The sequence below is a fragment of the Nonomuraea sp. NPDC059194 genome, from assembly GCF_042754765.1.
Taxonomy (GTDB): Bacteria; Actinomycetota; Actinomycetes; order Streptosporangiales; family Streptosporangiaceae; genus Nonomuraea.
In genome coordinates, this window is sequence record NZ_JBHZBH010000009.1 from 90,829 (window position 1) to 117,182 (window position 26,354).

The 26,354-nt window shown below is 70.7% G+C and carries 25 protein-coding genes; 18 read left to right on the forward strand and 7 right to left on the reverse strand.

The genetic code is table 11. From position 1 onward, the window contains the following. Window positions 1-14 precede the first annotated feature (14 nt). Genes ACFXJ8_RS14520 through ACFXJ8_RS14535 form a run of 4 tightly spaced genes read left to right on the forward strand, consistent with a single transcriptional unit; the run spans window position 15 to window position 3,363 of the window. Window positions 15-605, forward strand: coding sequence for a class I SAM-dependent methyltransferase (locus ACFXJ8_RS14520; RefSeq protein ID WP_379644356.1), 591 nt, complete (start codon window positions 15-17; stop codon window positions 603-605). Next, window positions 602-1,141 carry a TrmH family RNA methyltransferase gene (locus tag ACFXJ8_RS14525; protein ID WP_379644357.1) on the forward strand — a complete coding sequence of 180 codons (540 nt, stop codon included), beginning with the start codon at window positions 602-604 and terminating at the stop codon, window positions 1,139-1,141. Before ACFXJ8_RS14520 ends, ACFXJ8_RS14525 begins: the two co-directional genes overlap by 4 nt. Window positions 1,142-1,151: 10 nt before the next feature. Beyond that, entirely contained in the window at window positions 1,152-1,988 is an 837-nt protein-coding gene (locus tag ACFXJ8_RS14530) for a glycerophosphodiester phosphodiesterase family protein (protein WP_379644358.1), read from the forward strand. A gap of 10 nt (window positions 1,989-1,998) precedes the next feature. Continuing rightward, a complete protein-coding gene (locus ACFXJ8_RS14535) occupies window positions 1,999-3,363 on the forward strand; it encodes an MFS transporter (RefSeq protein WP_379644359.1) in 1,365 nt (454 codons plus the stop codon). 276 nt (window positions 3,364-3,639) lie between these two features. Here ACFXJ8_RS14535 and ACFXJ8_RS14540 read toward each other — a convergent pair whose 3' ends face one another. Then, window positions 3,640-4,197 (reverse strand): winged helix-turn-helix transcriptional regulator, encoded by a 558-nt coding sequence (locus ACFXJ8_RS14540; protein ID WP_379644360.1) that lies wholly within the window; start codon window positions 4,195-4,197, stop codon window positions 3,640-3,642. 75 nt (window positions 4,198-4,272) lie between these two features. Here ACFXJ8_RS14540 and ACFXJ8_RS14545 point away from each other — a divergent pair, with 75 nt between their 5' ends. From ACFXJ8_RS14545 to ACFXJ8_RS14555, 3 genes are all read left to right on the forward strand, one after another. Further along, the gene (locus tag ACFXJ8_RS14545) at window positions 4,273-4,773 is read left to right on the forward strand and encodes a nuclear transport factor 2 family protein (RefSeq protein ID WP_379644361.1); all 501 of its coding nucleotides are present in this window, start codon (window positions 4,273-4,275) and stop codon (window positions 4,771-4,773) included. Window positions 4,774-5,585: 812 nt separating this feature from the next. Further along, window positions 5,586-6,209: a hypothetical protein gene (locus ACFXJ8_RS14550; RefSeq protein ID WP_379644362.1), complete on the forward strand. Its 624-nt coding sequence runs from the start codon at window positions 5,586-5,588 to the stop codon at window positions 6,207-6,209. A 628-nt stretch (window positions 6,210-6,837) separates the two neighbouring features. Beyond that, window positions 6,838-7,182 (forward strand): RNA polymerase-binding protein RbpA, encoded by a 345-nt coding sequence (locus ACFXJ8_RS14555; protein WP_379644363.1) that lies wholly within the window; start codon window positions 6,838-6,840, stop codon window positions 7,180-7,182. Window positions 7,183-7,312: 130 nt separating this feature from the next. Here the strand turns inward: ACFXJ8_RS14555 and ACFXJ8_RS14560 are convergent, their stop codons facing one another. Continuing rightward, a complete protein-coding gene (locus ACFXJ8_RS14560; RefSeq protein WP_379644364.1) occupies window positions 7,313-8,191 on the reverse strand; it encodes a substrate-binding domain-containing protein in 879 nt (292 codons plus the stop codon). Window positions 8,192-8,206: 15 nt separating this feature from the next. Between ACFXJ8_RS14560 and ACFXJ8_RS14565 the strand changes: the two genes are divergently transcribed. The 4 genes from ACFXJ8_RS14565 to ACFXJ8_RS14580 are packed head-to-tail and all read left to right on the forward strand — an operon-like array spanning window position 8,207 to window position 12,550. After that, on the forward strand, window positions 8,207-9,124 hold the full coding sequence (locus ACFXJ8_RS14565) for an alpha/beta hydrolase-fold protein (RefSeq protein WP_379644468.1): 918 nt from the start codon (window positions 8,207-8,209) through the stop codon (window positions 9,122-9,124). A gap of 11 nt (window positions 9,125-9,135) precedes the next feature. Next, window positions 9,136-10,323, forward strand: coding sequence for an extracellular solute-binding protein (locus ACFXJ8_RS14570; RefSeq protein ID WP_379644365.1), 1,188 nt, complete (start codon window positions 9,136-9,138; stop codon window positions 10,321-10,323). Beyond that, the gene (locus tag ACFXJ8_RS14575) at window positions 10,320-11,720 is read left to right on the forward strand and encodes an ABC transporter permease subunit (protein ID WP_379644366.1); all 1,401 of its coding nucleotides are present in this window, start codon (window positions 10,320-10,322) and stop codon (window positions 11,718-11,720) included. Before ACFXJ8_RS14570 ends, ACFXJ8_RS14575 begins: the two co-directional genes overlap by 4 nt. Continuing rightward, the gene (locus tag ACFXJ8_RS14580) at window positions 11,717-12,550 is read left to right on the forward strand and encodes a sugar ABC transporter permease (protein WP_379644367.1); all 834 of its coding nucleotides are present in this window, start codon (window positions 11,717-11,719) and stop codon (window positions 12,548-12,550) included. Before ACFXJ8_RS14575 ends, ACFXJ8_RS14580 begins: the two co-directional genes overlap by 4 nt. A gap of 9 nt (window positions 12,551-12,559) precedes the next feature. On the opposite strand, the gene ACFXJ8_RS14585 is transcribed toward ACFXJ8_RS14580, so the two are convergent. The 4 genes from ACFXJ8_RS14585 to ACFXJ8_RS14600 all read right to left on the reverse strand — a co-directional run bounded on the left by ACFXJ8_RS14585 (window position 12,560) and on the right by ACFXJ8_RS14600 (window position 18,261). Next, window positions 12,560-13,087, reverse strand: a complete 528-nt coding sequence (locus ACFXJ8_RS14585) for an FxsA family protein (protein WP_379644368.1) — start codon at window positions 13,085-13,087, stop codon at window positions 12,560-12,562. A gap of 80 nt (window positions 13,088-13,167) precedes the next feature. Then, window positions 13,168-13,911 carry a polyprenol monophosphomannose synthase gene (locus ACFXJ8_RS14590; RefSeq protein ID WP_379644469.1) on the reverse strand — a complete coding sequence of 248 codons (744 nt, stop codon included), beginning with the start codon at window positions 13,909-13,911 and terminating at the stop codon, window positions 13,168-13,170. After that, window positions 13,911-15,446 carry an apolipoprotein N-acyltransferase gene (gene lnt / locus ACFXJ8_RS14595; RefSeq protein ID WP_379644369.1) on the reverse strand — a complete coding sequence of 512 codons (1,536 nt, stop codon included), beginning with the start codon at window positions 15,444-15,446 and terminating at the stop codon, window positions 13,911-13,913. Before lnt ends, ACFXJ8_RS14590 begins: the two co-directional genes overlap by 1 nt. Before the next feature lie 511 nt (window positions 15,447-15,957). Further along, window positions 15,958-18,261, reverse strand: a complete 2,304-nt coding sequence (locus ACFXJ8_RS14600) for a HelD family protein (RefSeq protein WP_379644370.1) — start codon at window positions 18,259-18,261, stop codon at window positions 15,958-15,960. A gap of 111 nt (window positions 18,262-18,372) precedes the next feature. Here ACFXJ8_RS14600 and ACFXJ8_RS14605 point away from each other — a divergent pair, with 111 nt between their 5' ends. From ACFXJ8_RS14605 to ACFXJ8_RS14635, 7 genes are read left to right on the forward strand one after another with little or no spacing between them, the layout of a single operon-like run. Then, window positions 18,373-19,572 (forward strand): ROK family protein, encoded by a 1,200-nt coding sequence (locus ACFXJ8_RS14605; RefSeq protein ID WP_379644371.1) that lies wholly within the window; start codon window positions 18,373-18,375, stop codon window positions 19,570-19,572. 18 nt (window positions 19,573-19,590) lie between these two features. Next, on the forward strand, window positions 19,591-20,934 hold the full coding sequence (locus ACFXJ8_RS14610; protein WP_379644372.1) for an extracellular solute-binding protein: 1,344 nt from the start codon (window positions 19,591-19,593) through the stop codon (window positions 20,932-20,934). Then, window positions 20,931-21,851, forward strand: coding sequence for a carbohydrate ABC transporter permease (locus tag ACFXJ8_RS14615; RefSeq protein ID WP_379644373.1), 921 nt, complete (start codon window positions 20,931-20,933; stop codon window positions 21,849-21,851). Before ACFXJ8_RS14610 ends, ACFXJ8_RS14615 begins: the two co-directional genes overlap by 4 nt. Further along, the gene (locus ACFXJ8_RS14620; RefSeq protein WP_379644374.1) at window positions 21,848-22,735 is read left to right on the forward strand and encodes a carbohydrate ABC transporter permease; all 888 of its coding nucleotides are present in this window, start codon (window positions 21,848-21,850) and stop codon (window positions 22,733-22,735) included. Before ACFXJ8_RS14615 ends, ACFXJ8_RS14620 begins: the two co-directional genes overlap by 4 nt. After that, complete coding sequence (locus ACFXJ8_RS14625) at window positions 22,732-23,991, forward strand: 6-phospho-beta-glucosidase (RefSeq protein ID WP_379644375.1); 1,260 nt, start codon at window positions 22,732-22,734, stop codon at window positions 23,989-23,991. Before ACFXJ8_RS14620 ends, ACFXJ8_RS14625 begins: the two co-directional genes overlap by 4 nt. Then, window positions 23,988-24,980 carry an N-acetylglucosamine kinase gene (locus ACFXJ8_RS14630; protein WP_379644376.1) on the forward strand — a complete coding sequence of 331 codons (993 nt, stop codon included), beginning with the start codon at window positions 23,988-23,990 and terminating at the stop codon, window positions 24,978-24,980. The genes ACFXJ8_RS14625 and ACFXJ8_RS14630 overlap by 4 nt, the downstream gene beginning before the upstream one ends. Before the next feature lie 59 nt (window positions 24,981-25,039). After that, entirely contained in the window at window positions 25,040-25,864 is an 825-nt protein-coding gene (locus tag ACFXJ8_RS14635) for a PIG-L deacetylase family protein (RefSeq protein WP_379644377.1), read from the forward strand. Between the two features lie 16 nt (window positions 25,865-25,880). Here the strand turns inward: ACFXJ8_RS14635 and ACFXJ8_RS14640 are convergent, their stop codons facing one another. Beyond that, complete coding sequence (locus tag ACFXJ8_RS14640) at window positions 25,881-26,330, reverse strand: Lrp/AsnC family transcriptional regulator (protein WP_379644378.1); 450 nt, start codon at window positions 26,328-26,330, stop codon at window positions 25,881-25,883. Window positions 26,331-26,354: the final 24 nt, after the last annotated feature.

Genomic DNA, 26,354 nt, shown 5'->3' on the forward strand with positions numbered 1-26,354 from the left:
TAACGTTTTCCCACGTGGCCCACTACTTCGAGGAGCAGCCGAAGGCGGCGAGCAGACCCGCGTCCGTCGACCTGGTCCTGCCCGACCTGCACCTGCGGCTGGAGACCGACAGGGGCGTCTTCTCCCCCGACCGGATCGACCTCGGCACCCGCATCCTGCTGGAGAGCGTGCCGAAGCCGCCGCAGGAGGGCAATCTGCTCGACCTGGGCTGCGGTTACGGCCCGATCGCGCTGACCATGGCCGCCCGCGCGCCGGGAGCGAGCGTCTGGGCCGTCGACGTCAACCGCCGCTCCCTGGAGCTGACGCGGCGCAACGCCGAGGCCGCCGCCCTCACCGGAGTACGGCCCGCGCACGTCGACGAGGTGCCCGAGGACGTGCGCTTCGCGGCGATCTGGTCGAACCCGGCGATCCGCATCGGCAAGCAGGCCATGCACGAGATGCTGACCCGCTGGCTGACCAGGCTGACCCCCGACGGGGTGGCATACCTCGTGGTGCAGAAGCACCTCGGCTCCGACTCCCTGCAGCGCTGGCTGTCCGAGCAGGGGTGGCAGGCCACCCGCCACACCTCCCGCGCCGCGTACCGAATCCTGAAGGTGACCCGATGAGAAAGCAGCTGCGCCCGACCGATGTCAAGCGGCTCAACCGCACGTGGCGTCGCAGCACCGAGAACCGGCTGTCGATGATCATCGAGTCGGTGACGGGCCCGTTCAACATCGGCTCGATCTTCCGCAGCGCCGCTGCCTTCGGCGTCGACCAGATCTGGCTGGCGGGCAACGCCACGCCGCCCACCAACCCGAAGGCGGGCAAGACCGCGCTCGGCACCGACCGGCTCGTGGCCTGGAAGGACGCCGTGCCCGTGCTCGACGCGGTGCGCGAGGCCAAGGACGGCGGCTACACCGTCATCGCGATCGAGCTGACCGGCGAGGCCAGGCCGCTGCACAGGACCAACCTCGACCGCGACGTGTGCCTGGTCGTGGGCAGCGAGGACCACGGCTGTTCGCCCGCCCTGCTCGACGCCGCCGACCTGGCCGCCTACATCCCTCAGGTCGGCAAGGTGGGCTCCTTCAACGTCGGCGTGGCCGCCGCGATCGCGCTGTCCGAGGCCCGCCGTCAGGAATGGAGTAAATTGCCCGAGTCGTAACCCGGGCGACATGACGGGCCGGGCTCACAACCGGCATACTCGCCCTGTGTTCAGCCGTCGCTTCGCCTTTCTGGATCATCCCGGCCCGCTGGCCTTCGCGCATCGCGGCGGGGCCCTCGAAGGGCACGAGAACACCGTCGCGGCGTTCGAGCGGGCGGTCGAGCTCGGCTACACCTACCTGGAGACCGACGCCCACGCCACCGCCGACGGCGTGCTGCTGGCCTTCCACGACCACACGCTCGACAGGGTGACCGACCACCGGGGCAAGATCGTCGAGCTGCCCTACAGGACGGTCAGGCAGGCCCGCATCGGCGGCGTCCACGACATCCCCCTGATGGAGGACCTGCTCGGCTCCTTCCCCCAGGCGCGCTTCAACATCGACGTCAAGGAAGCGAGCACGATCGAGCCGCTGGCCGCCGTCATCAGGCGGACCAACGCCTTCGACCGGATCTGCCTGACCTCCTTCTCCGACGAACGGCTGGTCAGGGCCCGCGCCGCAATGGGCCGCGAGGTCTGCTCGGCGCTCGGCCCGCGCGGCGTCGCCGCCCTGCGCGCCGCCGCGGCCACCTCGGGTTACGGCCGAGTCCTGGCCCGCCTGGCCCGCTCCGGCGTGCCGTGCGCGCAGGTCCCGGTCGGCTTCCGGGGGCTGCGGGTCACCACCCGCTCCCTCGTGCGTACGGCGCACGCCCTTGGCATGCAGGTCCACGTGTGGACCATCAACGACACCCTGCGCATGGACCACCTGCTCGACCTGGGTGTCGACGGCATCATGACCGACAACATCTCCGGCCTGCGCGACGTCCTCGATCGGCGCGGCCTCTGGCACCCCGGCCAGCTCGCAGCCTAGGAGCCCTGCCTTGGCAGTCCCCTCACCCCCTGCCGTCTTCGACGACTCCCCCGCCGCCCGCCGCCGAGAGCAGCGCGGCTGGTACTGGTACGACTGGGCGAACTCGGCGTTCCCCACCACCGTGCTCACGGTGTTCCTCGGTCCTTACCTGACCGATATCGCCAAGGCCGCCGCGGCCGGCGCGCCGTACGTGGACGTGCTCGGCTTCGACGTACGGCCGAGCGCCTACTACTCGTTCGTGGTGGGCGTGGCGGCCGTGCTGCAGATCGTGCTGATGCCGATCGCGGGCGCGCTGGCCGACCACACGGGACGCAAGAAGGAGCTGATGGGCTTCTTCGCCATGCTCGGCGCGGCGGCGACCGTCTGCTTCTGGTTCGTCAGCGACGGGCGCTACCTGCTGGGCGGCGTGCTGTTCCTGGTCGCCAACATCGGCTTCGCCTGCGCGTTCGTCATCTACAACTCCTTCCTGCCTGACATCGCGACGGCCGCCGAACGCGACAAGGTGTCGGGGATGGGCTGGGGCTTCGGCTACCTCGGCGGCGGGCTGCTGCTTGCCGTACACCTGGTGCTGTTCCTGAACGCGAAGTCGTTCGGCCTGGACGGAGCCACCGCCGCGCGCATCGCGCTGAGCTCGGCCGGGCTGTGGTGGGGCGGGTTCACGATCATCCCGCTGCTACGGCTGCGCAACCGGCGCGCGGCGGCCGCGCGCGGCGAGACGGCGGGCCAGGCGGTCGTGGGCAGCTTCCGCCAGCTCGGCAGGACCGCGTTGGAGCTGCGGCGCTACCCGCTCACGCTGGCCTTCCTGGTGGCCTATCTGCTCTACAACGACGGCGTGCAGACCGTCATCTCCTTCTCCGCGACGTTCGCCGACCAGGAGCTGGGGCTCGGCAAGGAAACGCAGATCGCCGCCATCCTCATGGTGCAGTTCGTCGCGTTCGGCGGGGCGCTGCTTCTCAGCCGGCTGGCGTCGCTGTTCGGCGCCAAGCGGGTGGTGCTGGCCGCGCTGGTGGCCTGGACCGCGGTGGTGTGCGTGGCCTACTTCCTGCCCAAGGGTTCGGCCACGGCGTTCTTCGCGCTGGGCTTCGCGATCGCGATCGTCATGGGCGGCACGCAGGCGCTGTCGCGCTCGCTGTTCTCGCACGTGATCCCGCGGGGCAAGGAGGCCGAGTACTACAGCCTCTACGAGATCAGCGACAAGGGCTCGACCTTCCTCGGCTCGTTCACGCTGGGTGTCGCGCTGCAGCTGACCGACAGCTACCGGATGGGCATTCTCTCGCTGGTCGTCTTCTTCATCGTCGGGGGCGTACTGCTGGCGGCGGTCAACCTGCCCAAGGCGATCCGCGCGGCGGGCAACGAGGTGCCGGAGAAGGTCTGACGTCGAGCCCCGGGCGGAATGGGCGGTCGGCACCGCCGCACCGTCCAGCCCGGGACCCGGAGACACCATCACACCGTTCAGCCCTGGGCCGCATGTGCACCGCCGCTCACCCCCGGGTTACATGAGCACTGCCGCGCCGCTCAGCCCCGGGCCACATGAGCACCGCCGCGCCCTTCAACCCCGGGCCACATGAGCACCATCGGGTCCTTCAGCCTCCGGCCGCATGAGCACCATCGGGTCCTTCAACCTCCGGCCGCATGAGCACCATCGGGTCCTTCAACCTCCGGCCGCATGAGCACCATCGGGTCCTTCAACCTCCGGCCGCATGAGCGCCATCGGGTCGTTCGAGCCGCGGGACGCGTGGGCGGCCAGGACCATCGTGCCGGGGCCCTGGGCAGCACCGGGACCCCCAAGGACGGTGATCGTGTCGGCGTTCGCCGCACCGCCGCAGTGGGGGCAGGCGACCACGGGCGTGAACACCTCACCGCACGAGTGCCGCAGCAGCGCAGGGGGGCCGCCGGGCGGCGTCGACCACTTGTCGCCCCACGCCATCAACGTGATCAGCGCGGGCACGATCTCCCGGCCCGCCTCGCCCAGGTGGTATTCGTAGCGCACCGGCCGTTCCTGGTAGGGCCGCTTCTCGACCACGCCCGCCCCGACGAGCCGATCCAGTCTGGCCGTCAGCAGGTTGCGGGAGATGCCCAGGTCCTCGGCGAGCTCGTCGAACCTGCGCACGCCCAGGAACAGGTCGCGAAGGATCAGCGGTGTCCACGGCTCGCCGATCACTCCCACCGCTTGAGCGATCGAGCAATGCATTTCCCCGAACCTGTTCATGACCCCAGCATAGTCAGTTGCTAAAGTGAACTCACGTCAGTTCACATTCAGGACTAACCTTCCCTGGAGGTCAGGATGAGCATCGCACTCCCCTACCGCGAGGCCGGAGAGAACAAGGACCTCGACGCCCTCATGGCCACCCTCGCCCCCGAGGTGGCCTTCCACTCCCCGCTCAGCGCCCGGGCCGGATTCCACGGCCGCGACGAGCTGCGCGTCCTGTTCGGGGTCGCGTTCTCCGCCATCGGCGAGCTCCGCTATCACACCGACGTGGGCGACGACAGGACCCGCATGCTCGCCGCCACCACCACGATCGGCGGCCACCCGATGGAGGAGTCGGCGCTGCTCAGGTTCGACGACAACGGCCTGATCACCGAGATCACCATGTTCATCCGCCCGCTGCCCGCCCTCACCAGGTTCATGGCCACGCTCGGCCCCGGCCTGGCGAGAGCGCAGGGCAGGAAGGGCGTCGCCGCGCTGGTCGGCGCGGTGACGCGACCACTGGTGTTCATGACCGAGAGCGGCGACAAGACCCTCGTCCCGCTCGTCACCGGAGCGTCGCCGCGCCCGACCCGCTGAGGGCCCCGCCCCCGCCCCATGCCACCAACGACTCCCCCAACCTCAGAGCCCGACTCCACCCACCAACCTCACAGACCGGCTCCACCCACCAACCTCACAGGCCGGCTCCTCGCGCCAACCTCACAGGCACGTCGACCTACGGGCGCACCCGAGGCCCGCACTCCGGCATCATCACCGACCCACGGCCGGGCGGTGATCACACAGGACCATCGTTTACCCACGGGCGGGCCTAAGATCCACGCTCCGCCACAAACCGCCCGTGGGCGGCCTCCGGGGCCAAAGATCGCGCAAGTCGGCCATCTGCGCATCTACAGGCGCGCGAACCACACCGCCAGTTCGACACACTCGACGACCCCGGCGCCACATGAGGACCCCGCATGAGGACCCCGCGTGGGCCCCCGCATGAGCGCCCCGCACGGAGGCTCCGCACGAGCACCCCACACGAGGACCCCACACGAGGACCCCGCACGGAGGCTCCGCACGAGGACCCCGCACGAGGACCCCGCACGAGGGCCCCGCACGAGGGCCCCACATGGGCTCCACGTGGGGGCTGCACGTGAGGGCCCCACATGGGCTCCACGTGGGGGCTCCGCGTGAGGGCTGCGCGTGAGGACTCCATATGAGAAACGCATACCGACGAGGTGGCTCTGGCACTACTCGACGCCCACCTCGTACGGCGATTCTTGGAGCACGACCCTGCATAAGGAGCGGCAATCTCAATAGAGAGCAGCGCTCTTGACAGCGTCGCTCTTCGGCGAGAGCATTGCTCTCACTGCAGAGCACCTCCCCTTCGTTTGCCACATGGAGTTCTCGTGAAGCTCACCCAGGCGGCCTACGCCATCACCGGAGTTCTCTTCCTCGTCTACCCGGCCGTGCGCCCGTCAGGAGACGACGCTGTCGCGATGTCCACCACCGCGTGGGTGTTCGGCCACCTGGCGGCCATGATCGGGTTCATCCTCCTCGGCCTTGCCGCCCTCGGGATCCACCAGCTGCTGAAGGACCGGCTCTCGCTGCGGGCCACGGTGGTGACCTGGATCGGTGCGGGCCTGACGCTTCCCTACTACGGCGCCGAGGACTTCGGCCTGCACGTGATCGCCAAGCGCGCCCTGCGCGACGACACGCCTGCGCTCATGGAGCTGGCGACGGAATTCCGCTTCGACGGGCTGGCGGTGACGATGTTCGCGCTCGGCCTGGCGCTGCTGGGCGTCGGCACGGTCATGACCGCGGTGGCCGTGTGGCGCTCGGGGACACTGCCCGCGTGGAGCGCCGTGCCGCTGGCGGTGGGGTTCGCGCTCTTCATCCCGCAGTTCTTCGCGCCGATCTACGCGGTGCGCATCGCCCACGGCGCGCTGATCGCGGTCGGCGGGGTGTGGCTGGCGATCGCGCTGGCCCGGGGGCGCTCGAAGGCGGGGCTGAAGGCGGGCGTCCCCGCCTGACGGGGGCAAAGCCCACGCGACCTAGAACCAGGCCTACCGTCGGCCTCCCCGGCTGACGAGCGCGAAGCCCACGCGAACGAGAACCAGGCCTACCGTCAGCCTCCCCGGCTGACGAGCGCGAAGCCCACGCGGACCGGAACCTGGCATGCCCGTCGGCGTTCCGTCTGACGGGCGTGAAGATCGCGGGGCCTGGAGGCCAGGTGTGCCCGTCTGATGTACAAGAGCCCGATCCGCTCGACCCGGGACCGGGACGTCCGCCAACGGCGTCCCGGTCCCGGGTCGTTGGAAGGGGGGCCGCGATGGCGGGCTCGAACGGCGTCACCGTGCGCTGCGGGCCTGAGGCGTATCGAGGAGTCGATGGAGCCGGTCAAAAGCCGACCAGGCGACAAGGACGGGGCCGGTGGAGGACACGACCGCCGAGGCCAGAGCGCTGCTGCGGGGTGTGGCGGTCGAGATCGGCTGGTCCGCCGACGATCTCGACAGGCCCTCAAAGCCCGGCCGAGTAACCTCTCATCGCAAAAAGCGCGATTGGATCACCCCTTGGGTGGGAATCCACTCACGGTATCAAGCGTTAGACACCGTGGGAGACAGACCCCCACGATGGGGGCCCTGTAGGAGGCATTAAAACATGGGCGAGCGCGCACTTCGTGGCACCAGACTCGGGGCAACCAGCTACGAGAACGACCGTAACACGGATCTGGCCCCGCGCCAGGAGGTGTCCTACACCTGTTCAAAGGGACATCGCTTCGAGGTTCCGCTTGCAGCTGAGGCAGAGATCCCCGCGACCTGGGAATGCCGCATGTGCGGCGCGACCGCGGTTCGCGTGGACGGCGAGCTGCCGGAGGCCAAGAAGGCGAAGGCCCCGCGGACACACTGGGACATGCTGCTGGAGCGGCGGTCCATCGAGGACCTGGAGGAGGTTCTCAACGAGAGGCTGGCGATTCTTCGCGCACAGCGACGCAAGAGCGCCTGACCTCCACACGGTGACGCTGGAACGCCCCGGACCCTCCCGGTCCGGGGCGTTTTTGCCGTCTCGGTAGCGGCGCCGCGAGATCCGCCGGGCGAACCTCACCGGCGGCGTCGACCGGCGCGAGCCTGCCCGCTCAGCCTCCCGCGCGGCCGGTCGAACCCCGGGCGATGAGGGTGGGTGGGAAGACATGGTCGACGTGGGGCGTGTGGTATCCCTGCAGGCGTTCCCACAACGCGTTGGCCGCGGCGCCGGCCATCTGCTCGATGGGCTGGTGGATGGTGGTCAGGGGCGGGTTGCTGTGCGAGGCGAGATACGAGTCGTCATACCCGATCACGGATACGTCCCCCGGCACGGAAAGGCCCGCCTGGCGCGCCGCGGCGAGCGCGCCGAGCGCCATGAGGTCGCTGCCGGCGACGATGGCGGTCGCGCCCGCCGCCAGCAGCCGTTGGGCGGCGGCGTGCCCGCCCGTCAGCGAGTAGTCGGTTTCCGCGTAGAGCGCGTCATCGACGGAGCCGAACCATCTGCGCATCTCCCTGCGGTAGCCGTTCAGCCGGTTCTGCGAGGGCCGCAGGTACCCTTGGCCGCCTGCCAGGCCGATGCGGGTGTGGCCGAGCGATCGCAGGTGGGCCACGGCCATCGCGGCGCCCGCCGCCTCGTCGGTGGTCACAGTCGAGACCGGCAGGTCGGGGACGTGCCCGCCGACCAGCACCATTGGCAGGTGCTGCTGGTGCAACTGCCAGTAGAAGCCGTGGTCGGCAGTGGGGTTGGCGTGCCGCCCTGAGACCAGGACCAGGCCCTGGATGCGCTGCCGTACCAGGGAGGCGATGTAGTCGAGCTCCGTCGGCCCCTTCTTGGTGGAGCTGCCGATCATCGCGGTCACGCCGAGGGCGCCGAGCTTCGTCTCGATCGCGCCGGCGAGGAGGGGAAAGACGGGGTTGTCCAGCTCCGGGACGATGATGCCGACGAACGGCTCGGAAGCGGGCGCGGGCGCGACCATGCCCTGCTCGCGCATGGCGCGACCGCCGTGATGGGCTCCTCCATGGGCGGCCTGGTCAGCTACCACCTGGCCTTCCGCCGTCCTGACGTGTTCGGGTTGGCCGCCGTGCTGTCGCCGTTCCTCGTCTTCGTGGACCCGCAGACCCTGGAGGAGACCCCTGTCTTCCGCCGCTTCCACGAGCGCGGGCCGGGCAGGATCTGGATCGACATCGGCGGCATGGAAGGCCTGATCATGGTCAGGCCGGTGCGGGAGCTGGTCGAGCACCTCATCGACCTGGGGTACCGGCCCGACGAGGAGCTGCGCTACCACCACGAGCGCTCCGCGCCGCACCACGAGGACGCCTGGGCCGGGCGCGCGGGCAGCGCGCTGCTCCACCTGTTCGGAGCAGAGGGCCCGCCCGTCGCGCTGTCGGGCTCGGGCGGCCGCAGCGCCGTCGGCGAGGTCGTGGATGTCGCGCCCATCGGCGAGCGTGCCGACGGCTGCGTCTACTCGGTGCTGAGCGCCGACGTGACGTGGCGTCCGCCGCACGTGCTGAAGCCCGGCGCGGGCCACGCCCTGCTGACCGGCATCGAGGCCGGGACCGCCGAGGTCGTCGCAAGAGCCGGCCGGCTGGAGGTGACCGAGCGGGTCACGGTCGTCGACGGCGCGTCCGACGCGCTGCTCGACGTCACGGTCGTCGTCCCGATGGACACTCCATCCGACTCGCCGGTCTACTTCTCCGGCCTGGTCACCACCAAGGTCGCGCCCGGCATCCACCACGGCGCGTGGCGGCTGCCGCGCGGCGTCGGCCTCAACGGCACCGTCGGCCGCGGCTGGCGCCGTGACGGGCTGGACGCCGACGGCCTGCCCATCCGCACCCCCCTACGGCACGACGGGGACCGGCGCGTGTGGGTGCGCGTCGCGGCCTGGAGCGATCCCGGCCAGGTCGACCCGCACGCCGGATCCTGAGGAGAATCCCGATGCGTACCCTTCCGATCCTTGCCGCGCTCCTGGCGCTGGCCGGATGCGCGGCCGAGCAGCAGCCGGCGGCCACCCCGACGCTCACCGTGTGGGCCGACGACGACAGGGCGGCCCCGCTGGCGCGGATCGCCGCCCGGTTCGAGCAGGACCGCGGCGTCAAGGTCAAGATCGTGCAGAAGGCGATGGGCAGCCTGCGCGACGACTTCGTCTCCCAGGCGCCCTCGGGCCAGGGACCCGACGTGATCGTCGGTCCGCATGACTGGCTGGGCAAGCTGGTGCAGAACGGCGTCGTCACCCCGCTCGACCTGTCGGCCAGGTCCGCGCTCTTCTCGAAGGTGGCGCTGGACGGCATGACCTACCAGGGGCAGACGTACGGCCTGCCGTACGCGATCGAGAGCGTGGCCGTGCTGCGCAACAACAAGCTGGTCCCCGTCGCCCCCCGGACGTTCGACGAGCTGGTGGCCAAGGGACAGGAGCTGGTGGCGGCGGGCAAGGCCGTCTTTCCCGTCGGCCTGCCCGTCGATCCGAAGGCGGGCTCGCCGTTCCACCTCTACGCGCTGCAGACCTCCTTCGGCTCGCGGGTGTTCGGCGACGGCGGCGACCTGGAGATCGACAACGCGGGAGGGCTGCGGTTCTCCGCCTACCTGCGGAAGCTGGCCCAGCGGAAGGCGGTGTCCACCTCGCTGACCGGGGACATCGCGACCCGCGCCTTCCTCAAGGGCGAGACCCCCTTCCTGGTCACCGGACCATGGGACGTGCCCGCCGTGGCCAAGGCGGGCGTGCCGTTCTCCGTGGACGCCGTGCCTCCCGCCGGGGACCGACCGGCCAGGCCGTTCGTGGGCGTGCAGGGGTTCTACATCAGTGCCAAGAGCGCCAACCCGATCCTGGCCAACGACCTGCTCCTCAACTATCTGGCCACCCCCGAGGCGCAGCGGGCGCTCCACACCGCCGGAGGGCGTCCGCCGGCGATGACCTCGGTGGGTGAGGAACTCGCGGGCGACCTGGTCACGACCGGATTCGCCAGGGCCGCCGCCGAAGGCGAGCCCACGCCCAACGTCCCGCAGATGGACGCGGTGTGGGCCGACTGGGGGCTGTCCCAGCTGGCGATCATCGCGGGTCAGGACGACCCGGGCGAGCTGACCAGGAAGGCCGCGGACAAGATCCGCGCCAAGATCGGTTCCTCGTGAAGCGCGCGCTGAGGCTGCTGCCGCTCGCGGTCGTGGACGCGCTGGCCCTGTACGGGCTGGTGGCACTCGGCGCGCAGCGGTCGTGGTGGATGTTCGCCGGCCTGCTGGCAGGGACGGTCGCGGTGAACGGGATCTATCTGAGCAAGAGGGCCGTGCCCGCCAAGTACCTGGCGCCGGGGGTCCTGCTGCTGCTGGTCTACCAGGTGTACGTGGTCCTCTACACCGGTTACGCGGCGTTCACGAACTACGGCGACGGCCACAACGGGACCAAGGCGGACGCGGTCGCGGCGATCCTGGCCGGCAGCGAGGTGAAGGTGGAGGGGGCCGGGCCGTATCCAATCAGGATCATGGAGCGCGACGGGCGGCTCGGATTCCTGGTGGACGGCCGGCCGGCGGCGGGATGGCGGCCGCTGGCGTACGGCGAGATCGTCGCCAGGCAGGCGGAGATCACGGCGCTGCGCGTGCCGGCGGACGGCGGCACGCTCAAGACCGCCGACGGCGTGACCGCGACGCTCTATAGAGCCATGTTCACCTACGACGCGAAGACCGACGGCATCACGGACGGGACCACCGTGTACCGCGACGGGGGGCACGGCGCCTTCACCGCCGCCGACGGGCGCGCCCTGAGCCCCGGGTGGAAGGTCTTCGTCGGCCCCGAGAACTTCACCCGCGTGTTCACCGACGCGGGGATCAGGGCGCCGTTCCTGGAAGTCCTCGTCTGGACGTTCGTGTTCGCGACCCTGTCGGTGGCGCTCAGTTTCGGCCTCGGGCTCGCGCTCGCGCTGATCCTGGACGGTCACCGGATCTACCGCTCGCTGTTGATCTTCCCCTACGCCTTCCCCGCTTTCATGGCGGCGCTGCTCTGGCAGGGGCTGCTCAACACCGACCACGGGTTCGTCAACGACGTGCTGCTCGGCGGCGCGCGGATCCCGTGGCTGTCGGATCCGTGGCTGGCCAAGCTGAGCGTGCTGCTGGTGAACGTATGGATCGCCTTCCCTTACATGTTCCTGGTCTGCACCGGCGCCCTGCAGGCCATTCCGCCCACGCTGGCGGAGGCCGCGCAGATGGACGGGGCGGGGGCGTGGCGGGTGCTGCGGTCGATCAAGCTGCCGCTGCTGCTGACATCGACCGCCCCCGTGCTGGTGGCGACGTTCGCCTTCAACTTCAACAACTTCAACGTGATCTACATGCTCACCGGAGGCGGCCCGCGGGACGCCGCCGCGCCGATCGACGTGGGCTCGACCGACCTGCTGATCTCGCTGGTCTACAAGCTGGCCTTCGGCGGCGCCTCCAGGAACTACGGCCTGGCCTGCGCGGTGTCCATCGTGATCTTCGCGGTGATCGCGGCGGTCTCCCTGGCCGGGTTCCGCAGGGCACGGCGGCTGGAGGCGGCATGAGGGCCTGGAGGCACGTGGTCGGTCTGCTGGCCGCGGTGGTCGCGCTGTTCCCGATGGTGTTCGTGGTGGCGGCCTCGCTCGACCCCAGCGGCACGCTGACCGGGTCGAACGACCTGTTCGCGGCCGTGACGTGGGATCATTACGCCACGCTGTTCACCGACGGGCTGCATCCCTTCCCCCGCTGGTTCGCCAACTCGATGGTGATCGGGCTGACCACCGCGGCCGGCTCGGTGTTCCTCGGGGCGTGCGCGGCCTACGCCTTCTCGCGCTTCCGGTTCAGGGGGCGGCGGGCAGGGCTCCTCGGGCTGGTGTTCATCCAACTCTTTCCCCAGGTCCTGGCCTACGTCGCGATCTTCCTGCTCCTGTCGGCCGTCAAGGAGGTGTTCCCGCCGCTCGGACTGGGGAGCAGGCTGGGCCTGGTCATGGTCTATCTCGGCGGCGCGCTCGGCGTGAACACCTACCTCATGAAGGGCTTCTTCGACTCGGTGCCCGAGGACCTGGACGACTCCGCCCAGATCGACGGCGCCTCGCACGCCCAGGTCTTCTTCCTGGTGCTGCTCCCGCTCGTGCGGCCCATCCTGGTCGTCGTGGCGCTGTTCTCGTTCGTGGCGACCATGAACGACTTCGTCATCGCCGGTCTGGTGCTGACCGACCCCGACCAGCAGACGCTCGCCGTCGGCCTCTACCAGCTCGTCTCCTACCGGCTCGGCCAGAGCTGGGGCGTCTTCGCGGCCGGTGCGCTGATCGGCGCGCTGCCGGTACTGGTCCTCTTCCAGTTCCTGCAGCGCTTCATCACCGGTGGCCTTACCGCCGGAGCGGTCAAGACCTGACCGCGGTCCTCAGTCCTCGCGCAGGACCTCGCCGTGCACGACCTTCCCGCCAGGTGCACCGGCACTGCCGGCGCCACCGTGACCGTCGACGCCACGACCGTCGAAGCCCTGGCCGTCGGTGCGGGGGAAGGGCACCCCGAGGTTCGCGTACGGCGAAGCGGCCGCCATCGCCTTGACCCGCCGGGCGAAGAACCACGACCCGAGCCGCCGCATCAACGGCCGTGTGAACGGCAGCACGCACAGGAACCCGAACACGTCGGTCAGGAAGCCCGGCGTCAGCAGCAGCGCCCCGCCGACCAGGATGAGCCCGCCGTCGGCCAGCTCCCTGTCCGGCATCCGCCCCGTCTGGAGCGCCTCCTGCAGCTTGCGCCAGGCCCTGCGGCCCTCGCGGCGCACGATCCAGGCGCCGAACAGGCTGTCGGCGATCAGCAGCGCGACGGTGGGCCAGCCGCCGATGACCGAGCCGATCTGGATGAGCAGCCAGATCTCCAGGACGGGGACGACCAGGAAGGCCAGGAAGAGCAGGAGCCGGACCATCGTTTCCTCATTCGCGCGTGCGGAAGGGTTCTCCAAGGTGTAACGTCCGCGATCCCGTGGACGTTCCGGGAGCGCGGCGGTCAGTGGCGGCGGCGCAGCCGTCCGGGGAGGCCGGTGACGCCCCAGATGCCGACGCGCCAGAACGCCTCGTACATCACCTTGCCGCTCATCTTGCTCTTGCCGTGGGTCCGCTCGACGAACGTGATCGGCACCTCGGCCACCCGCAGCCCGTGCCTGGCCGTACGGAGGGTGAGGTCGACCTGGAAGCAGTAGCCCTGCGACTCGACGTCGGCCAGCCCGATCTTCTCCAGCGCCGCGGCCCGGTAGGCGCGGAAACCGGCGGTCGCGTCGCGGACGGGCAGCCCGAGCATCAGCCGCACGTAGACGTTGGCGCCCTTGGACAGGAACTCGCGGTGGCCAGGCCAGTTGACGACCTTGCCGCCCGGCACCCAGCGGGAGCCGATCACCAGGTCGGCGCCCTCGGCGAGGGCGTCGAGCAGCTTGTGCAGCTCCTCCGGCTGGTGGGAGCCGTCGGCGTCCATCTCGACGAGCACGTCGAAGCCCTCGGCCATGCCCCAGCGGAAGGCGTCGATGTAGGCCGCGCCGAGGCCCTGCTTCTCCGGCCGGTGCAGCACGTGGATGTGGTCGTCGGCGGCGGCGAGCTCGTCGGCGATCTCCGGGGTGCCGTCGGGGCTGTTGTCGTCGGCGATCAGCAGGTGCGCCTCGGGCAGCGCCTTGCGCAGCCGGTCGGCGATCAGCGGGAGGTTCTCCCGCTCGTTGTAGGTCGGGACGACGACGAGCACCCGGCCGAGCGTCTGCTCCATCATCGTTCCTCTCCCTTACGGCGCCAGGCGGCCACGCCGATCGCGGCCGCTCCCATCACCAGCAACGCCCATTCGGGCGCCGCGCCCACCCGCGTGGCGACCGTCGCCTGGGTGCGGACGGGCACCTTCACGACGTTCATGTCGGCGACGCGCTCCTTGGTCTGCCAGGCGACCCTACCGTCGGGCGTGACGTAGGCGGAGATTCCCGTGGTCGCGGCCGTCACGACGGCTCTGTTGTGCTCGACCGCCCGCAGCTGCGACATGGCCAGCTGCTGCGGCGGCAGGTTCGACAGCGCGTAGGTGGCGTTGTTGGTCTGGACGACCAGCGGCGTGCCGCCCGCCCTGACGGTGTCGCGCACTACCCGGTCGAAGGCGACCTCGTAGCAGTTGACCGCGCCGATGGTCACGGGTCCCATCCTCAGGGCGCCGGGCTTGTCTCCGGCGACGGACTGCCTGCCGACCAGGCTGGCCCGCTTGAACAAGGTGAGGAAGATCTCCTTGAACGGCGTGTACTCCCCGAACGGCACCAGTTGCTGCTTGTCATAGTAGGCGCCGGGGCCGGTGATCGGGTCCCAGACGAGGCTGCGCGTGGCGCGGTTCTCCTCGCCGATGGCCACGACCGCGCCGACGAGGGTCGGCACGCCGACGTCCTTGACGGACTCGTGGATGATCTGGCGGGCCGTCTGGTCGCGATAGGGGTCGATGTCGGTGGAGTTCTCCGGCAGGATCACCACGTCCGGCTTGAGCAGTTTCCCCTCTCGTGCGGCCTTGGCCAGCGCGTGGGTGCCGTTGGCGTGGTTGCGCAGCACGACCGCCGGTTCGTCGCCGAGGGCGTACATCCCCTCCCCCGGCACGTTGCCCTGCACGATGCCGACGTTGACGCTCCTGCCCTCGTCGCCGGGGCGCGGCAGCAGCAGCGTCAGCAGGGGTACGGCCAGCGCCAGCGCGGCGGGCACGATCCGCCGCGGCCCGACGAGGGCGAAGGCCAGCAGCGCCCCGCACAGCGCCACCGCGAAGGAGACCAGCGGCACGCCGCCCAGCGCGGCGAAGCCGGTGAACAGCGTCTCGCCCTGACTGAAGGCCACCCTCGCCCACGGGAACCCGCCGACGGGGACCAGGCCGCGCGCCCATTCCATGGCCACCCACAGCGCGCCGAACCACAGCGGCCACAGCGGCAGCCTGAACACCAGGGCGGCCCCGGCGGCCATGGCCGCGTAGAAGAGGCTCTCGACGGCGACCAGGGCCAGCCAGGCGTCGACGCCGATCGGCCTGGCCCAGGCCAGTGCCGGAAGCAGGAAGACGAGCGCGGCCACGTAGCCGAGCCACGCGGCGCGGCGAGGGCGGCAGCCGTACAGGCTGAGCACGACCAGGCCGATGCCGAGCGGCGCGCACAGCCACCAGTTGAGCGGAGGGAAGGCCAGGAACAGCAGCAGGCCGCCGAGGGCGGCGGCGGCGAGCCTGCTCCACAGCGGCCACTCCTGGGCCGGTTCCGGCTCGGGGGGCGGCGGCACGACGCCCTGCTTCTCCTGCACCACGGCCGGGGTTCTCCTCGCCACTCGCAACTGATGGCGGAAACGCTACCGCCCGAGGTGGCCGACCCCCAAAGGATGTTACGCCTGCAGGGTGATCCCTTGGCAGACGGATGCCGTGGGATCACCCCTTGGCGGTGTGATCCGAGCGCACGGGAGCGGGAAGAGGGCCCGGAAACCCTTCGGACCGGATCCGTCTCGTCGGCGGCGAGCGCGGAGTTCCGTTGTCTACTGGGCGACCGGACCCGTCCCGGGTCCAACCCCCCGCCCGGTTGGGGTGCCCCGACTCGACGGACCGACGGCCCTGCACCTGGCTGTATGGACGGATGCGCGCCCAAAGTCGCGCTCCGTCACGGACGCAGGATCCGACGATGTCAGAGACGGCCAACCGGCCAAGTCCCGTGCTGGACTGGGCAGCAAACTACCGACTCCAACTCAGATGTCAACCGTGTCCCGATCAGCGGAAACCTCAAGTTTTCGCAGCTAGGACATGCTCGGCGAGCACAGTCTAATGCCCTCATCTCCACGCGAGTCCGCGAAGCGGTTCGGGCAGCTCGCCGTCGTGGACGACGCCGAGCCGCTGGGTGGCTCTGGTGAGCGCCACGTAGAGGTCGCTGGCGCCGCGCGGCGACTGACTGAGGATCTGGTCGGGCTCGGTGACGATCACCGAGTCGAACTCCAGGCCCTTGGCCTCCGTCACGCCGAGCACCGCCACCGGGGCGTCGAGCACATCCCTGCCGGTGGCGCCGCCCGCCAGCTCGGCCACCTTCTCCAGCAGCGCGTCGGGGGCCAGGACGGCGACCTTGCCGCCGTCCTCGGTCTCCCTGCGCACCAGCTCGGGCAGCTCGGCCAGCGGCGCGGCCCACGGCTGGGCGCCGCTCTCGCGCACCGAGGTGGGGGCGCGCAGCGCCGGGTCGACGGTGGCCAGCACCCGCGCTGCGATCTCCATCAGCTCGACGGGGGTGCGGTAGTTGATGGTGAGCGTCTCCTCCCGCCATCGTCCGGCGACGTAGGGGTCGAGCACCTGGCCCCACGAGCGGGCGCCGGCGCTCGACCCGGTCTGGGCGATGTCGCCGACGATGGTCATCGACCTGGTGGGGCAGCGTCGCATGACGGCGCGCCAGGCCATCGGCGACAGCTCCTGCGCCTCGTCCACGATCACGTGGCCGAAGGCCCAGGAGCGGTCGGCGGCGGCCCGCTCGGCCGTCGTCAGGTACGGCTGGTCGCCGCGCTGGCGCTCGGCCAGCCGTTCGGCGTCCATGACGTCGGACAGCCCCGTCAGCTCCAGCACCTCGCGCGCGTAGGCGAGCTCGGACTCCTTCTCGCTCTCCTGCGCGGCGCGGGCGGCGGCCAGCTCCTCCTCGGCCTGCATGGCGGTGGCGCGCAGGACCCGCTCGTCGATGTCGCCGAGCAGTTCGGCGGCCTCGTCGAGCAGCGGCACGTCCGACTCGGTCCACTCGGCCGACGAGCGGCGCAGCAGGTCGCGTTCGCGGCGGCTGAGGTTGCCGGCGGCGTAGTCGAGGCGTTCGGCCGAGCCGTACAGGCCGAGCAGCAGCCGCTGCGGCGTGAGGTACGGCCACAGCCTGTTGAGCGCGCTCTTGACCACGGGCTCGGTGCGCAGGTCTTCGCGCAGGTCGGCGAGTTCGTCGTCGTCGATGAGGCCCTTGCCGAGTTTCCTGGCCAGCTGCCTGGCCAGCGCGTTGAGCACCGAGCGCACGAACACCGCGCGGGCCTCGTTGTGGCTGCGCCGCGACCTGATCGCCTTGTTCCTGGCGTTCTCCATCGTCCGCTGGTCGAGGGTGAGGCTCTGGCGGCCGAGGTTGAGCTCGATCGGCTGGCGCGGGACCCGCTGCCGGTCGCGTACGGCACGCGCGATCACCTCGGCCATCCGCGCGTCGCCCTTGACGGCGGCGACCTCGGGCCGCTCCCTGGCGGTGGCGCTCACGCCGGGGAACAGCTCGCCGACCGTCGACAGCAGCACGTCGGTCTCGCCGAGCGAGGGCAGCACCTGCTCGATGTAGCGCAGGAACGTCAGGCCAGGGCCGAGAATGAGCACGCCGCGGCGTTCGAGCCGTTCGCGGTGGGTGTAGAGCAGGTAGGCCGCGCGGTGCAGCGCGACGACGGTCTTGCCGGTGCCGGGGCCGCCCTGCACGACCAGCACGCCGTTGAGGTCGGCGCGGATGACACGGTCCTGCTCGGACTGGATGGTCGCCACGATGTCGCGCATCCTGCCGGTGCGCTTCTCGTCGAGGGCGGCCAGCAGCGCGGCCTCGCCGTTCAGCGTGGCCCTGTCGTCGTCGGTGAGCCCGTCGAGGTCGAGCAGGTCGTCGTCGACGCCGACCACCGTGCGGCCGCGGGTCTGCAGGTGGCGGCGGCGGGTCACGCCCATGGGAGAGTTGGGGGTGGCGCGGTAGAAGGGCTGGGCGACGGGGGCGCGCCAGTCGATCAGCAGCCGGTCCTGCTCGTCGTCGCTGAGGCCGAGCTTGCCGATGTAGAGGCGGCCCTCCTCGACGTGGTCGAGCCGGCCGAAGACCAGGCCGCGCTCGACCGCCCACAGCCTGGCCAGCCTGGCGGCGTACATGCCGGCGAAGGAGTCGCGTTCGGACCTGTTCTGCTGCGTGCCGACGGCCCCCGCGGCCAGAACGTCCTTGAGCTGCTGTTGCGTGCGCTCGCGCAGGACGTCGAGGCGGCCGTACAGCCGGGAGACGTAGTCCTGTTCTCTGGCCAGCTCGGTTTGACGAGTCTTCGCCGAACCGTTAGTGTTGGTAGTAATGGGACGCTCCGGGCCTTTCTGACTGTTGTGGCAACAAATCGCTACCATATCAGGTCCGTTGAGCCGCTGACATCACGTCTTCATCTCACCGCTTGACTGTATGGCCTCTTGCCGTCCATTGTGAGTTAGGAAAGTTTCCTAACTCCGTGGGAGCGAAGAGTGAGCGGTCCGGTTCCTGGAACACCCAGCCTGCTGCGCGCGATCAACGACCGCGCCGCCCTGCAGGCGTTGCTGGACCGAGGGCCGCTGACCAGGCCCGAGATCGGCACGCTCACGGGGCTGTCCAAGCCGACCGCCTCGCAGCTGCTGTCCAGGCTGCAGGAGGCCGGTCTCGTCGTGCTCGACGGCATCAGGGAGGGCCTGCCGGGGCGTACGGCCGAGCTCTACCGCATCAACCCCGCCGCGGCCTACGTGGCCGCGCTCGACGTCGCGCCCGACCGCATCGAGGCGCGCGTGGCCGACATCACCGGCGAGATCGTCGGCTCGCACGTCCTGCCCACCTCCCGCCGCCCCAGCGACGGGCTCATCGACCGGCTGCGCGCCGCGCTCGACGGCGCGGGAGCGCCGGGGCCGCTGCGCAGGGTCGTGATCGGCGTGCAGGCCGCGATCGACCCCTCCACCGGCCGCCTCGGCTACGCCACCGCCAAGGACATGCCGGGCTGGCAGATCCCCAACCTGGTGCCGACGCTCAGCGAGGGCCTCGGCGTGCCCGTCGACGTGGAGAACAACGTCAACCTCGTGGCCGTGGCCGAGCAGGCCCACGGCGCCGCCCGCGACCACCAGGACTTCGTGCTGCTGTGGGCCGACGAGGGCCTCGGCTCGGCCGTCGTGCTCGGCGGGCGCATGCACCGCGGCGCGACGGGCGGCGCGGGCGAGGTCGGCTACATGCCCACGCCTGGCGCGCCGACCGCGCGCGAGGCGGGCCACTACGCCAACCACGGCTACCAGGCGCTCACCGGCGGCCCCGCCGTGCTCAAGCTGCTGCGCTCGTACGGCGTGCGCGGCACCGACTTCCGCCAGGCCGTCGCCGCCGCCGTCCGCACGGCCGCGGGCACCGGCAAGAAGGCCGACGACGCCCGCGCGGGGCTGCGCGACATCGCCGCCCGCCTGGCCGTGGGCCTGGCGGCCGTCACCTCCGTGCTCGACCCCGGGCTCATCGTCCTGACCGGTGGCATCGTGCTGGCCGGCGGCGAGACGCTGCGCGAGCTCATCGAGCACGAACTGCACGCGCTCACCATCCCGCGCCCCCACGTGCGCCTTTCGACCGTCGAGGGCAACCCGGTGCTGGCCGGCGCCCTCGACCTCGCCCTCGATGCCACCCGTGAAGAGGTCTTCAGCTCCACCGTCCCCACCGCTTAGAAGCAGGAGGCACCCCCCGTGCGTTTCGTCCCCCTTGCGGTCGCAGGGCTCACCGCTCTCACGCTGACCGCGTGTACGGCGGGCAAAGAGGCGCCGCCCTCACTCGGCGCCCAGCCCAAGCCCTCGGGCGCGGCCTCGCAGGCCCTTCCCGCCGCCACCGTCGAGCTGTGGCACGGCTTCCAGACCGACGCCGAGGTCAAGGCCTTCGACGACGCGATCGCCGGCTTCAACAAGAAGTTCCCGCAGATCACCGTCAAGGTCACCAAGGCCGTCCAGGACGACCAGATCACCCAGGCCATCCGCAGCGGCAAGGCGCCCGACGTGGCCGCCTCCTTCACCACCGACAACGTGGCCCTGTGGTGCAAGACGGGAGCGTTCCAGGACCTCACGGCGGTCATCAAGCAGGACGGCATCGACCTGACCGTGCTGCCGGAGGCCTCACGCTCCTACACCGAGTTCGAGGGCAAGCGCTGCACGATGCCGCTGCTGGCCGACGCCTACGGCCTCTACTACAACAAGGCCCTGATGAAGGGCAACGAGCCGCCCAAGACGCTGTCGGAGCTGACCAGGCTCACCAAGGAACTGACGGTCAGGGACCCCGACGGCACGATCAAGGTGGCCGGCTTCATCCCGAGCTTCCAGTACTACGAAAACTCCCCCTCCCACCTCGGCCCGATGGTCGGCGCGAAGTGGTACAACGAGGACGGCACCTCGGCCATCGGCACCGACCCCGCCTGGAAGCAGCTGCTGACCTGGCAGAAGGAGCTGGTCGACTGGTACGGCTACGCCAACCTGGAGAAGTTCCGCCGCAGCCTCGGCGACGAGTGGGGCGCCGCACACCCCTTCTTCAAGGGCAAGGTCGCGATGATCCTCGACGGCGAGTGGCGCAACGCCATGATCGCCAACGACTCCAAGGCCAAGTCGCTCGACTACGGCACGGCCCCGCTGCCCGTCGCCGACGACAAGCCCGACCTGTACGGCAGCGGCTTCACCGCAGGCACCGTGATCGGCGTGCCGAAGGGCGCCAAGAACCCGCAGCACGCGTGGGAGCTGATCAAGCACCTCACCACCGACACCGACAGCCTCGTGACGCTGTCCAACGCGCTGCGCAACGTGCCCACCACCACGGCCGCGATGCAGTCGCCGCAGCTGGCGGCCGACGCCAACTTCAAGACCTTCCTCGACATCTTCGCCCACCCGAAGACCAGCACGCTGCCCGCCTCGATCAACAGCGTCTTCAACCAGGACGCCTTCTCCACGTTCCTCACCAACTGGGAGAAGGGCGCCGTCAAGGACCTCGACGAGGGACTGAAGGGCGTCGACAAGCGCATCAACGACAAGCTGAAGCTGTCGGGCGGATGACCGCGAGCCCGAAGCGGCGGGAGGGCCTGCGGGCCCTCCTGTGGCTCTCCCCCTGGATCGCGGGATTCTCGATCTTCTTCGTCTACCCGCTGATCTCCGTCGGCTACTTCTCCTTCACCAGGTACGACCTGTTCACGCTGGAATGGGTGGGCCTGGACAACTGGCGGTACCTGCTGCGCGACGAGCGGGTGTGGATCTCGGCGAAGAACACGTTGTGGCTGGTCGTCTTCATGGTGCCCGCCCAGGTGATCTTCGCGCTGGCCATCGCCCAGCTGCTCACCAAGGTGAAGGCGGGGGCGGGCTTCTTCCGCACCGTCTTCTACCTGCCCACGCTGGTGCCGATGGTGGCGGGCACGGTGGCGTTCGTGTTCCTGCTGAACCCGGTCGGCCCGGTCAACGAGATCCTGTCGTGGATCGGCGTCGGCGGGCCCGACTGGTTCGGCAGCGCGTCGTGGTCCAAGCCGAGCCTGACGATGCTGGGCCTGTGGGGCTGCGGCAACACCATGGTGATCTTCCTGGCGGCGCTGCTGGACGTGCCCAAGCACCTGTACGAGGCGGCGGCGATCGACGGGGCGGGCGCGTGGCGGAGGTTCCGCAGCATCACGCTGCCGACGATCTCGCCCGTGCTGATGTTCTCGGCCGTCACCGGCGTCATCTACGCCCTGCAGTACTTCACCCAAGCGATGATCGCCTCCAGGGTGGCCTCGGGCGCGACGGACTCGGCGGGCACCACGTTCACCCCCGGCTACCCCGACCAGTCGCTGCTGACGCTGCCGCAGTGGCTGTTCCACGTGGGCTTCCGCGACTTCAGCATGGGCTACGCCTCGGCGCTCGCGCTGGTGCTGTTCGCCACGTCCATGATCTTCACGCTGGTCCTGCTGCGTCAGTTCCGCAAGGCCGAGGAGGTCCTCTCGTGAGCACCACGCTGACCGCTTCGCGGCCCTCCAGGGCGGCGCGCCACACGCGGGTGAGCGCCAGGCGGCGCAGGACGCTGTCGTGGATCGCCACCCACGCGATCGCGGTGGCCGCGGCGGTGATGTTCCTCGGGCCGCTGGTGCTGGTGGGCCTGACCGCGCTCATGAGCGACGAGCAGGCGCTGACCGGCAACCTGTGGCCGGAGTCGTTCGCCTGGTCCAACTTCGCCGACGTCTTCGCCAAGTCGCACCTGCTGGGCTGGACGCTGAACACGCTGATGTACGCGGGGCTCGGCACGCTGTTCATGCTGGTGTCCTCGGTGCCCGTGGCGTACGCGCTGGCCAGGTTCCGCTTCCGCGGCCGCAGGCTGGCCTTCCTGCTGGTGATCACCGCGATGATGCTGCCGCCCCAGGTCATCGCGGTGCCGATCTACCTGGTGTGGGCCAGGGCCGGCCTCACCGACACGCTGTGGCCGCTCATCCTGCCGATGCTGCTCGGCGACGCCTTCTCCATCTTCCTGCTGCGGCAGTTCCTCATCACGATCCCGCGTGACTACACCGACGCGGCCAGGGTCGACGGCTGCACCGACTTCAGGACGCTGGTCAGGGTGATCCTGCCCATGGCCAGGCCCGCGATCGCCGCGGTGGCGCTGTTCCAGTTCTTCTACTGCTGGAACGACTACTACGGCCCGCTGCTCTACACCGGCATCAACCAGGAAAACTGGACGCTGTCTCTCGGCCTGGCGACGTTCAAGGCCTTCCACAGCGTGCAGTGGAACCTGACCATGGCGGCCACGCTGCTGGTGACCGCGCCGGTGATCATCGTGTTCTTCTTCGCCCAGAGAGTCTTCATCGAGGGCGTGACTTTGACAGGAGTGAAGGGTTGAAACTCGCCGTTGTCGGGGGCGGCTCGACGTACACGCCGGAGCTGATCGACGGGTTCGCGCGGTTGCGCGACGAGCTGCCGCTGACCGAGATCGCGCTCGTCGACCCGCACGCCTCCCGCCTGGAGCTGGTGGCGGGGGTCTCACGCAGGATGCTGGCCCGCGCGGGGCACGGCGCCCGGGTGGTGGTCACCTCCTCCGTCGAGGAGGGCGTGGCGGGCGCGCAGGCGGTGCTGTTCCAGCTGCGGGTGGGCGGCCAGGCCGCGCGCGAGGTCGACGAGACCCTGCCGCTGCGGTGCGGATGCGTCGGACAGGAGACGACGGGCGCGGGCGGCCTGGCCAAGGCGCTGCGCACCGTGCCCGTGGTGCTGGAGCTGGCCGAGCGGGTGCGCGAGCACGCGCCCGAGGCGTGGATCGTCGACTTCACCAACCCGGTCGGCATCGTGACGCGCGCGCTGCTCGACGCGGGCCACCGCGCGATCGGGCTGTGCAACGTCGCGATCGGCTTCCAGCGGCGCTTCGCCAAGCATCTCGGCGTCGCGCCCGAACGGGTGTCGCTCGGCCATGTCGGGCTCAACCACCTGACGTGGGAGCGCTCCGTTGTTGTGGACGGCCTGGACGTGCTGCCCGAGCTGATCGCCGGGCACGGGCAGGAGATCGCCGACGACATCGGGCTGCCGGTGGAGCTGGTGCGCAGGCTGGGCGTGGTCCCCTCCTACTACCTGCGTTACTTCTACGCCCACGACCTCGTGGTCGAGGAGCAGCGGGCCAAGCCCTCGCGGGCCGCCGAGGTGGCCGCGATGGAGGCCGAGCTGCTGCGGCTGTACGCGGACCCGGCCGTCGACACCAAGCCTGAGCTGCTCGAACGGCGGGGCGGCGCGTTCTACTCCGAGGCGGCCGTGGCGCTCATCGCCTCGCTGCTCGGCGACCGGCGCGACGCGCAGGTGGTCAACGTGCGCAACGCGGGAACGCTGCCGTTCCTGCCCGACGAGGCGGTCATCGAGGTGCCCGCGACGATCGGGGCGGCGGGCGCCGTACCGCTGCCGGTGGCGGCGGTGGAGCCACTGTACGCGGGCCTGATCGCCAACGTGTCCGCCTACGAGAGCCTGGCCCTCGACGCCGCGCTGCACGGCGGAGAGGAACGGGTCCGCAACGCGCTGCTGGCCCACCCGCTGGTCGGCCAGGAGGCGGTGGCGGGCGAGCTGACCCGCCTGCTGCTGGAGGCCAACAGGGCGCACCTGCCGTGGGTGGTGTCGTGAGGACCGTGCTCGCGGTCGACGGCGGCAACAGCAAGACCGACGTGGCGCTGGTGGCCGAGGACGGCACGGTCCTGGCCACCGGCCGCGGCGGGGCGTTCATGCCGCAGAGCGCTGGCGTGAGCGCGGCCGCCGACGTCGTCGAGGAGACCGTACGGCAGGCGCTCGACCCGCTGACGCGGGCACTCGGGGCGCCGCAGGCTCCGCCGTACGCCGACCTCATGGCCGCCTACCTGGCAGGGGCCGACCTGCCCGCGGAGGAGGAGACGCTGAGCGACGAGTTCGCCGCGCGTTCCTTCGCCGGGGAGGTCGTCGTGGCGAACGACACCTTCGCGCTGCTGCGCGCGGGGGCGTCGGGGCCGTGGGGTGTGGCGGTGGTGTGCGGGGCCGGCGTCAACGCCGTCGGGGTCTCCCCCACCGGGCGGATCGCCCGCTTCCCGGCGCTCGGCAAGATCAGCGGCGACTGGGGCGGCGGCCTCGGCCTGGCCGAGGAGGTGCTGTGGCACGCCGCCAGGGCCGAGGACGGCAGGGGCGGGCCCACCGAGCTGGCCGCGCTGGTCAAGGAGCACTACGGCACCTCCACGGTGGAGGAGGTCGTGCTCGCCTTGCACTTCGGCGAGCTGGAGCAGGCCCGCCTGCACGGGCTGACGCCGGGGCTGTTCAGGGTGGCCGCCGCCGGTGACGCGATCGCCAGGTCGCTGGTCGAGCGGATGGCCGAGGAGATCGTGGTGCTGGCCGAGGTGTGCCTGCGCCGCCTGGACCTGCTGGAGACGCCGACAGAGGTCGTGCTCGGCGGCGGGGTGCTGCGCGCGCGTGACCCGTTGCTGAGCGAGCTGCTCGACGAGCGGTTCGCGACGCGGGCGCCGCAGGCCAAGGTGGTGGTGGCCGACGTGGCGCCGATCGTCGGCGCGGCACTGAACGGCCTGGACAGGCTCGGGGCGAGCGAGGAGGCGAAGGCCCGGCTACGCGGCCACTTCGGCGACACCCATTAAGTGCTAGCCTCCAGGGCTAACCGTCTGGAAAGTATCCAAACGGTTAGCTGGAGGAGAGCGTGTTGCGAACCCTGGTCATCGGCGCCCATCCCGACGAGCCGGAGATCTACGCGGGAGGGACCGCCGCGCTGCTGGCGCGGGCGGGACACGCCGTGAAGTTCCTGACGCTCACCAACGGCGACGCCGGCCACCACCGGATGGACCGGGCCCCGCTGGCCGCCCGCAGGGCCGAGGAGGCGTGGCGGGCCGCCGACGCGCTCGGCGTGATCGACTACGACGTTCTCGACACGCACGACGGCGAGCTCGAGGCCTCGGTGGCGATGCGGACGAAGGTGATCACGGCGATCCGCGGCTGGCGGGCCGACGTGGTGATCGCCCTGCACGGCGACGGTCCCGGACATCCCGACAACCGTGCGGCGGGCCGCCTGGTGGCCGACGCCGTCGCCTTCGTCACCAACCGCAACGTGGCCGCGGGCAAGCCGCCGCTCCCCCGCCAGCCGCTCTGCCTGATCATGACCGACTACGCCGCGGCGGCCTTCCACCGGCACGAGGTGGCCGTCGACGTGGACGACGCGCTGCAGGCCAAGCTGGACGGCTGCCTGGCGCACGCCTCCCAGTTCCTCGAGTACGCGCCGTGGCAGCGCGGCTTCCTCGACAAGGCACCCGCGGCGGGCGACACCGAGGCGGGGCGGGCGTTCGTGGCCGAACACTGGGCGCTGTTCCTGGCCGCGCCCGAGGGCGCGCGGCCGGCGCTGGCGGCCCGCTACGGCGCCGCGCACGCCGCGAAGGTCGGGCACGCCGAGACCTTCGAGCGGGCGCCGTACGGCCGGCAGGTGACCGAGGAGGAGCTCAGGGAGCTGCTACCGGTCTTCGGCGCGAGCTGACCGCCCGGCGAGGATCTCAGGTCTCGCCCAGCTCGGGCGGCCGATGCTCGTACGGCGTGCTCAGCACCACCGTCGTGCGGGTGGAGACGTTCGCCGAGGCGCGGATGTGCTGCAGCAGCTCCTCCAGCGCGATCGGGGAGGCGACGCGCACCTTGAGGATGTAGCTCTCCTCGCCCGCCACGCTGTGGCACGCCTCGATCGCGCTCAGATGGGCCAGGCGCTCGGGCGCGTCGTCCGGCGCCGCCGGGTCGATCGGCTTGATCGACACGAACGCGGTCAGCGGCAGCCCGATGGCGTCGTGGTCGACCAGCGCGGTGTAGCCGCGCACGACGCCGCGCTTCTCCAGGCGGCGGACCCGCTGGTGCACCGCTGAGACAGACAGCCCTGTCTCCCTGGCCAGGTCGGTGAAGCTCATCCGGCCGTCTCTGGCCAGCAGCGTGACGATCCGGCGGTCGATCTCCTCCATCCGATCAAAGGTAGCGGGCGATGG

Bases quoted from the DNA above. Each gene is read 5' to 3' on its own strand.
- ACFXJ8_RS14525 (WP_379644357.1), top strand. From the start codon at position 602: ATGAGAAAGCAGCTGCGCCCGACCGATGTCAAGCGGCTCAACCGCACG.
- ACFXJ8_RS14530 (WP_379644358.1), top strand. From the start codon at position 1,152: ATGACGGGCCGGGCTCACAACCGGCATACTCGCCCTGTGTTCAGCCGT.
- ACFXJ8_RS14540 (WP_379644360.1), bottom strand. From the start codon at position 4,197: ATGAACAGGTTCGGGGAAATGCATTGCTCGATCGCTCAAGCGGTGGGA.
- ACFXJ8_RS14545 (WP_379644361.1), top strand. From the start codon at position 4,273: ATGAGCATCGCACTCCCCTACCGCGAGGCCGGAGAGAACAAGGACCTC.
- ACFXJ8_RS14555 (WP_379644363.1), top strand. From the start codon at position 6,838: ATGGGCGAGCGCGCACTTCGTGGCACCAGACTCGGGGCAACCAGCTAC.
- ACFXJ8_RS14560 (WP_379644364.1), bottom strand. From the start codon at position 8,191: ATGCGCGAGCAGGGCATGGTCGCGCCCGCGCCCGCTTCCGAGCCGTTC.
- ACFXJ8_RS14565 (WP_379644468.1), top strand. From the start codon at position 8,207: ATGGGCTCCTCCATGGGCGGCCTGGTCAGCTACCACCTGGCCTTCCGC.
- ACFXJ8_RS14570 (WP_379644365.1), top strand. From the start codon at position 9,136: ATGCGTACCCTTCCGATCCTTGCCGCGCTCCTGGCGCTGGCCGGATGC.
- ACFXJ8_RS14580 (WP_379644367.1), top strand. From the start codon at position 11,717: ATGAGGGCCTGGAGGCACGTGGTCGGTCTGCTGGCCGCGGTGGTCGCG.
- ACFXJ8_RS14585 (WP_379644368.1), bottom strand. From the start codon at position 13,087: ATGGTCCGGCTCCTGCTCTTCCTGGCCTTCCTGGTCGTCCCCGTCCTG.
- ACFXJ8_RS14590 (WP_379644469.1), bottom strand. From the start codon at position 13,911: ATGGAGCAGACGCTCGGCCGGGTGCTCGTCGTCGTCCCGACCTACAAC.
- ACFXJ8_RS14600 (WP_379644370.1), bottom strand. From the start codon at position 18,261: ATGGTAGCGATTTGTTGCCACAACAGTCAGAAAGGCCCGGAGCGTCCC.
- ACFXJ8_RS14615 (WP_379644373.1), top strand. From the start codon at position 20,931: ATGACCGCGAGCCCGAAGCGGCGGGAGGGCCTGCGGGCCCTCCTGTGG.
- ACFXJ8_RS14640 (WP_379644378.1), bottom strand. From the start codon at position 26,330: ATGGAGGAGATCGACCGCCGGATCGTCACGCTGCTGGCCAGAGACGGC.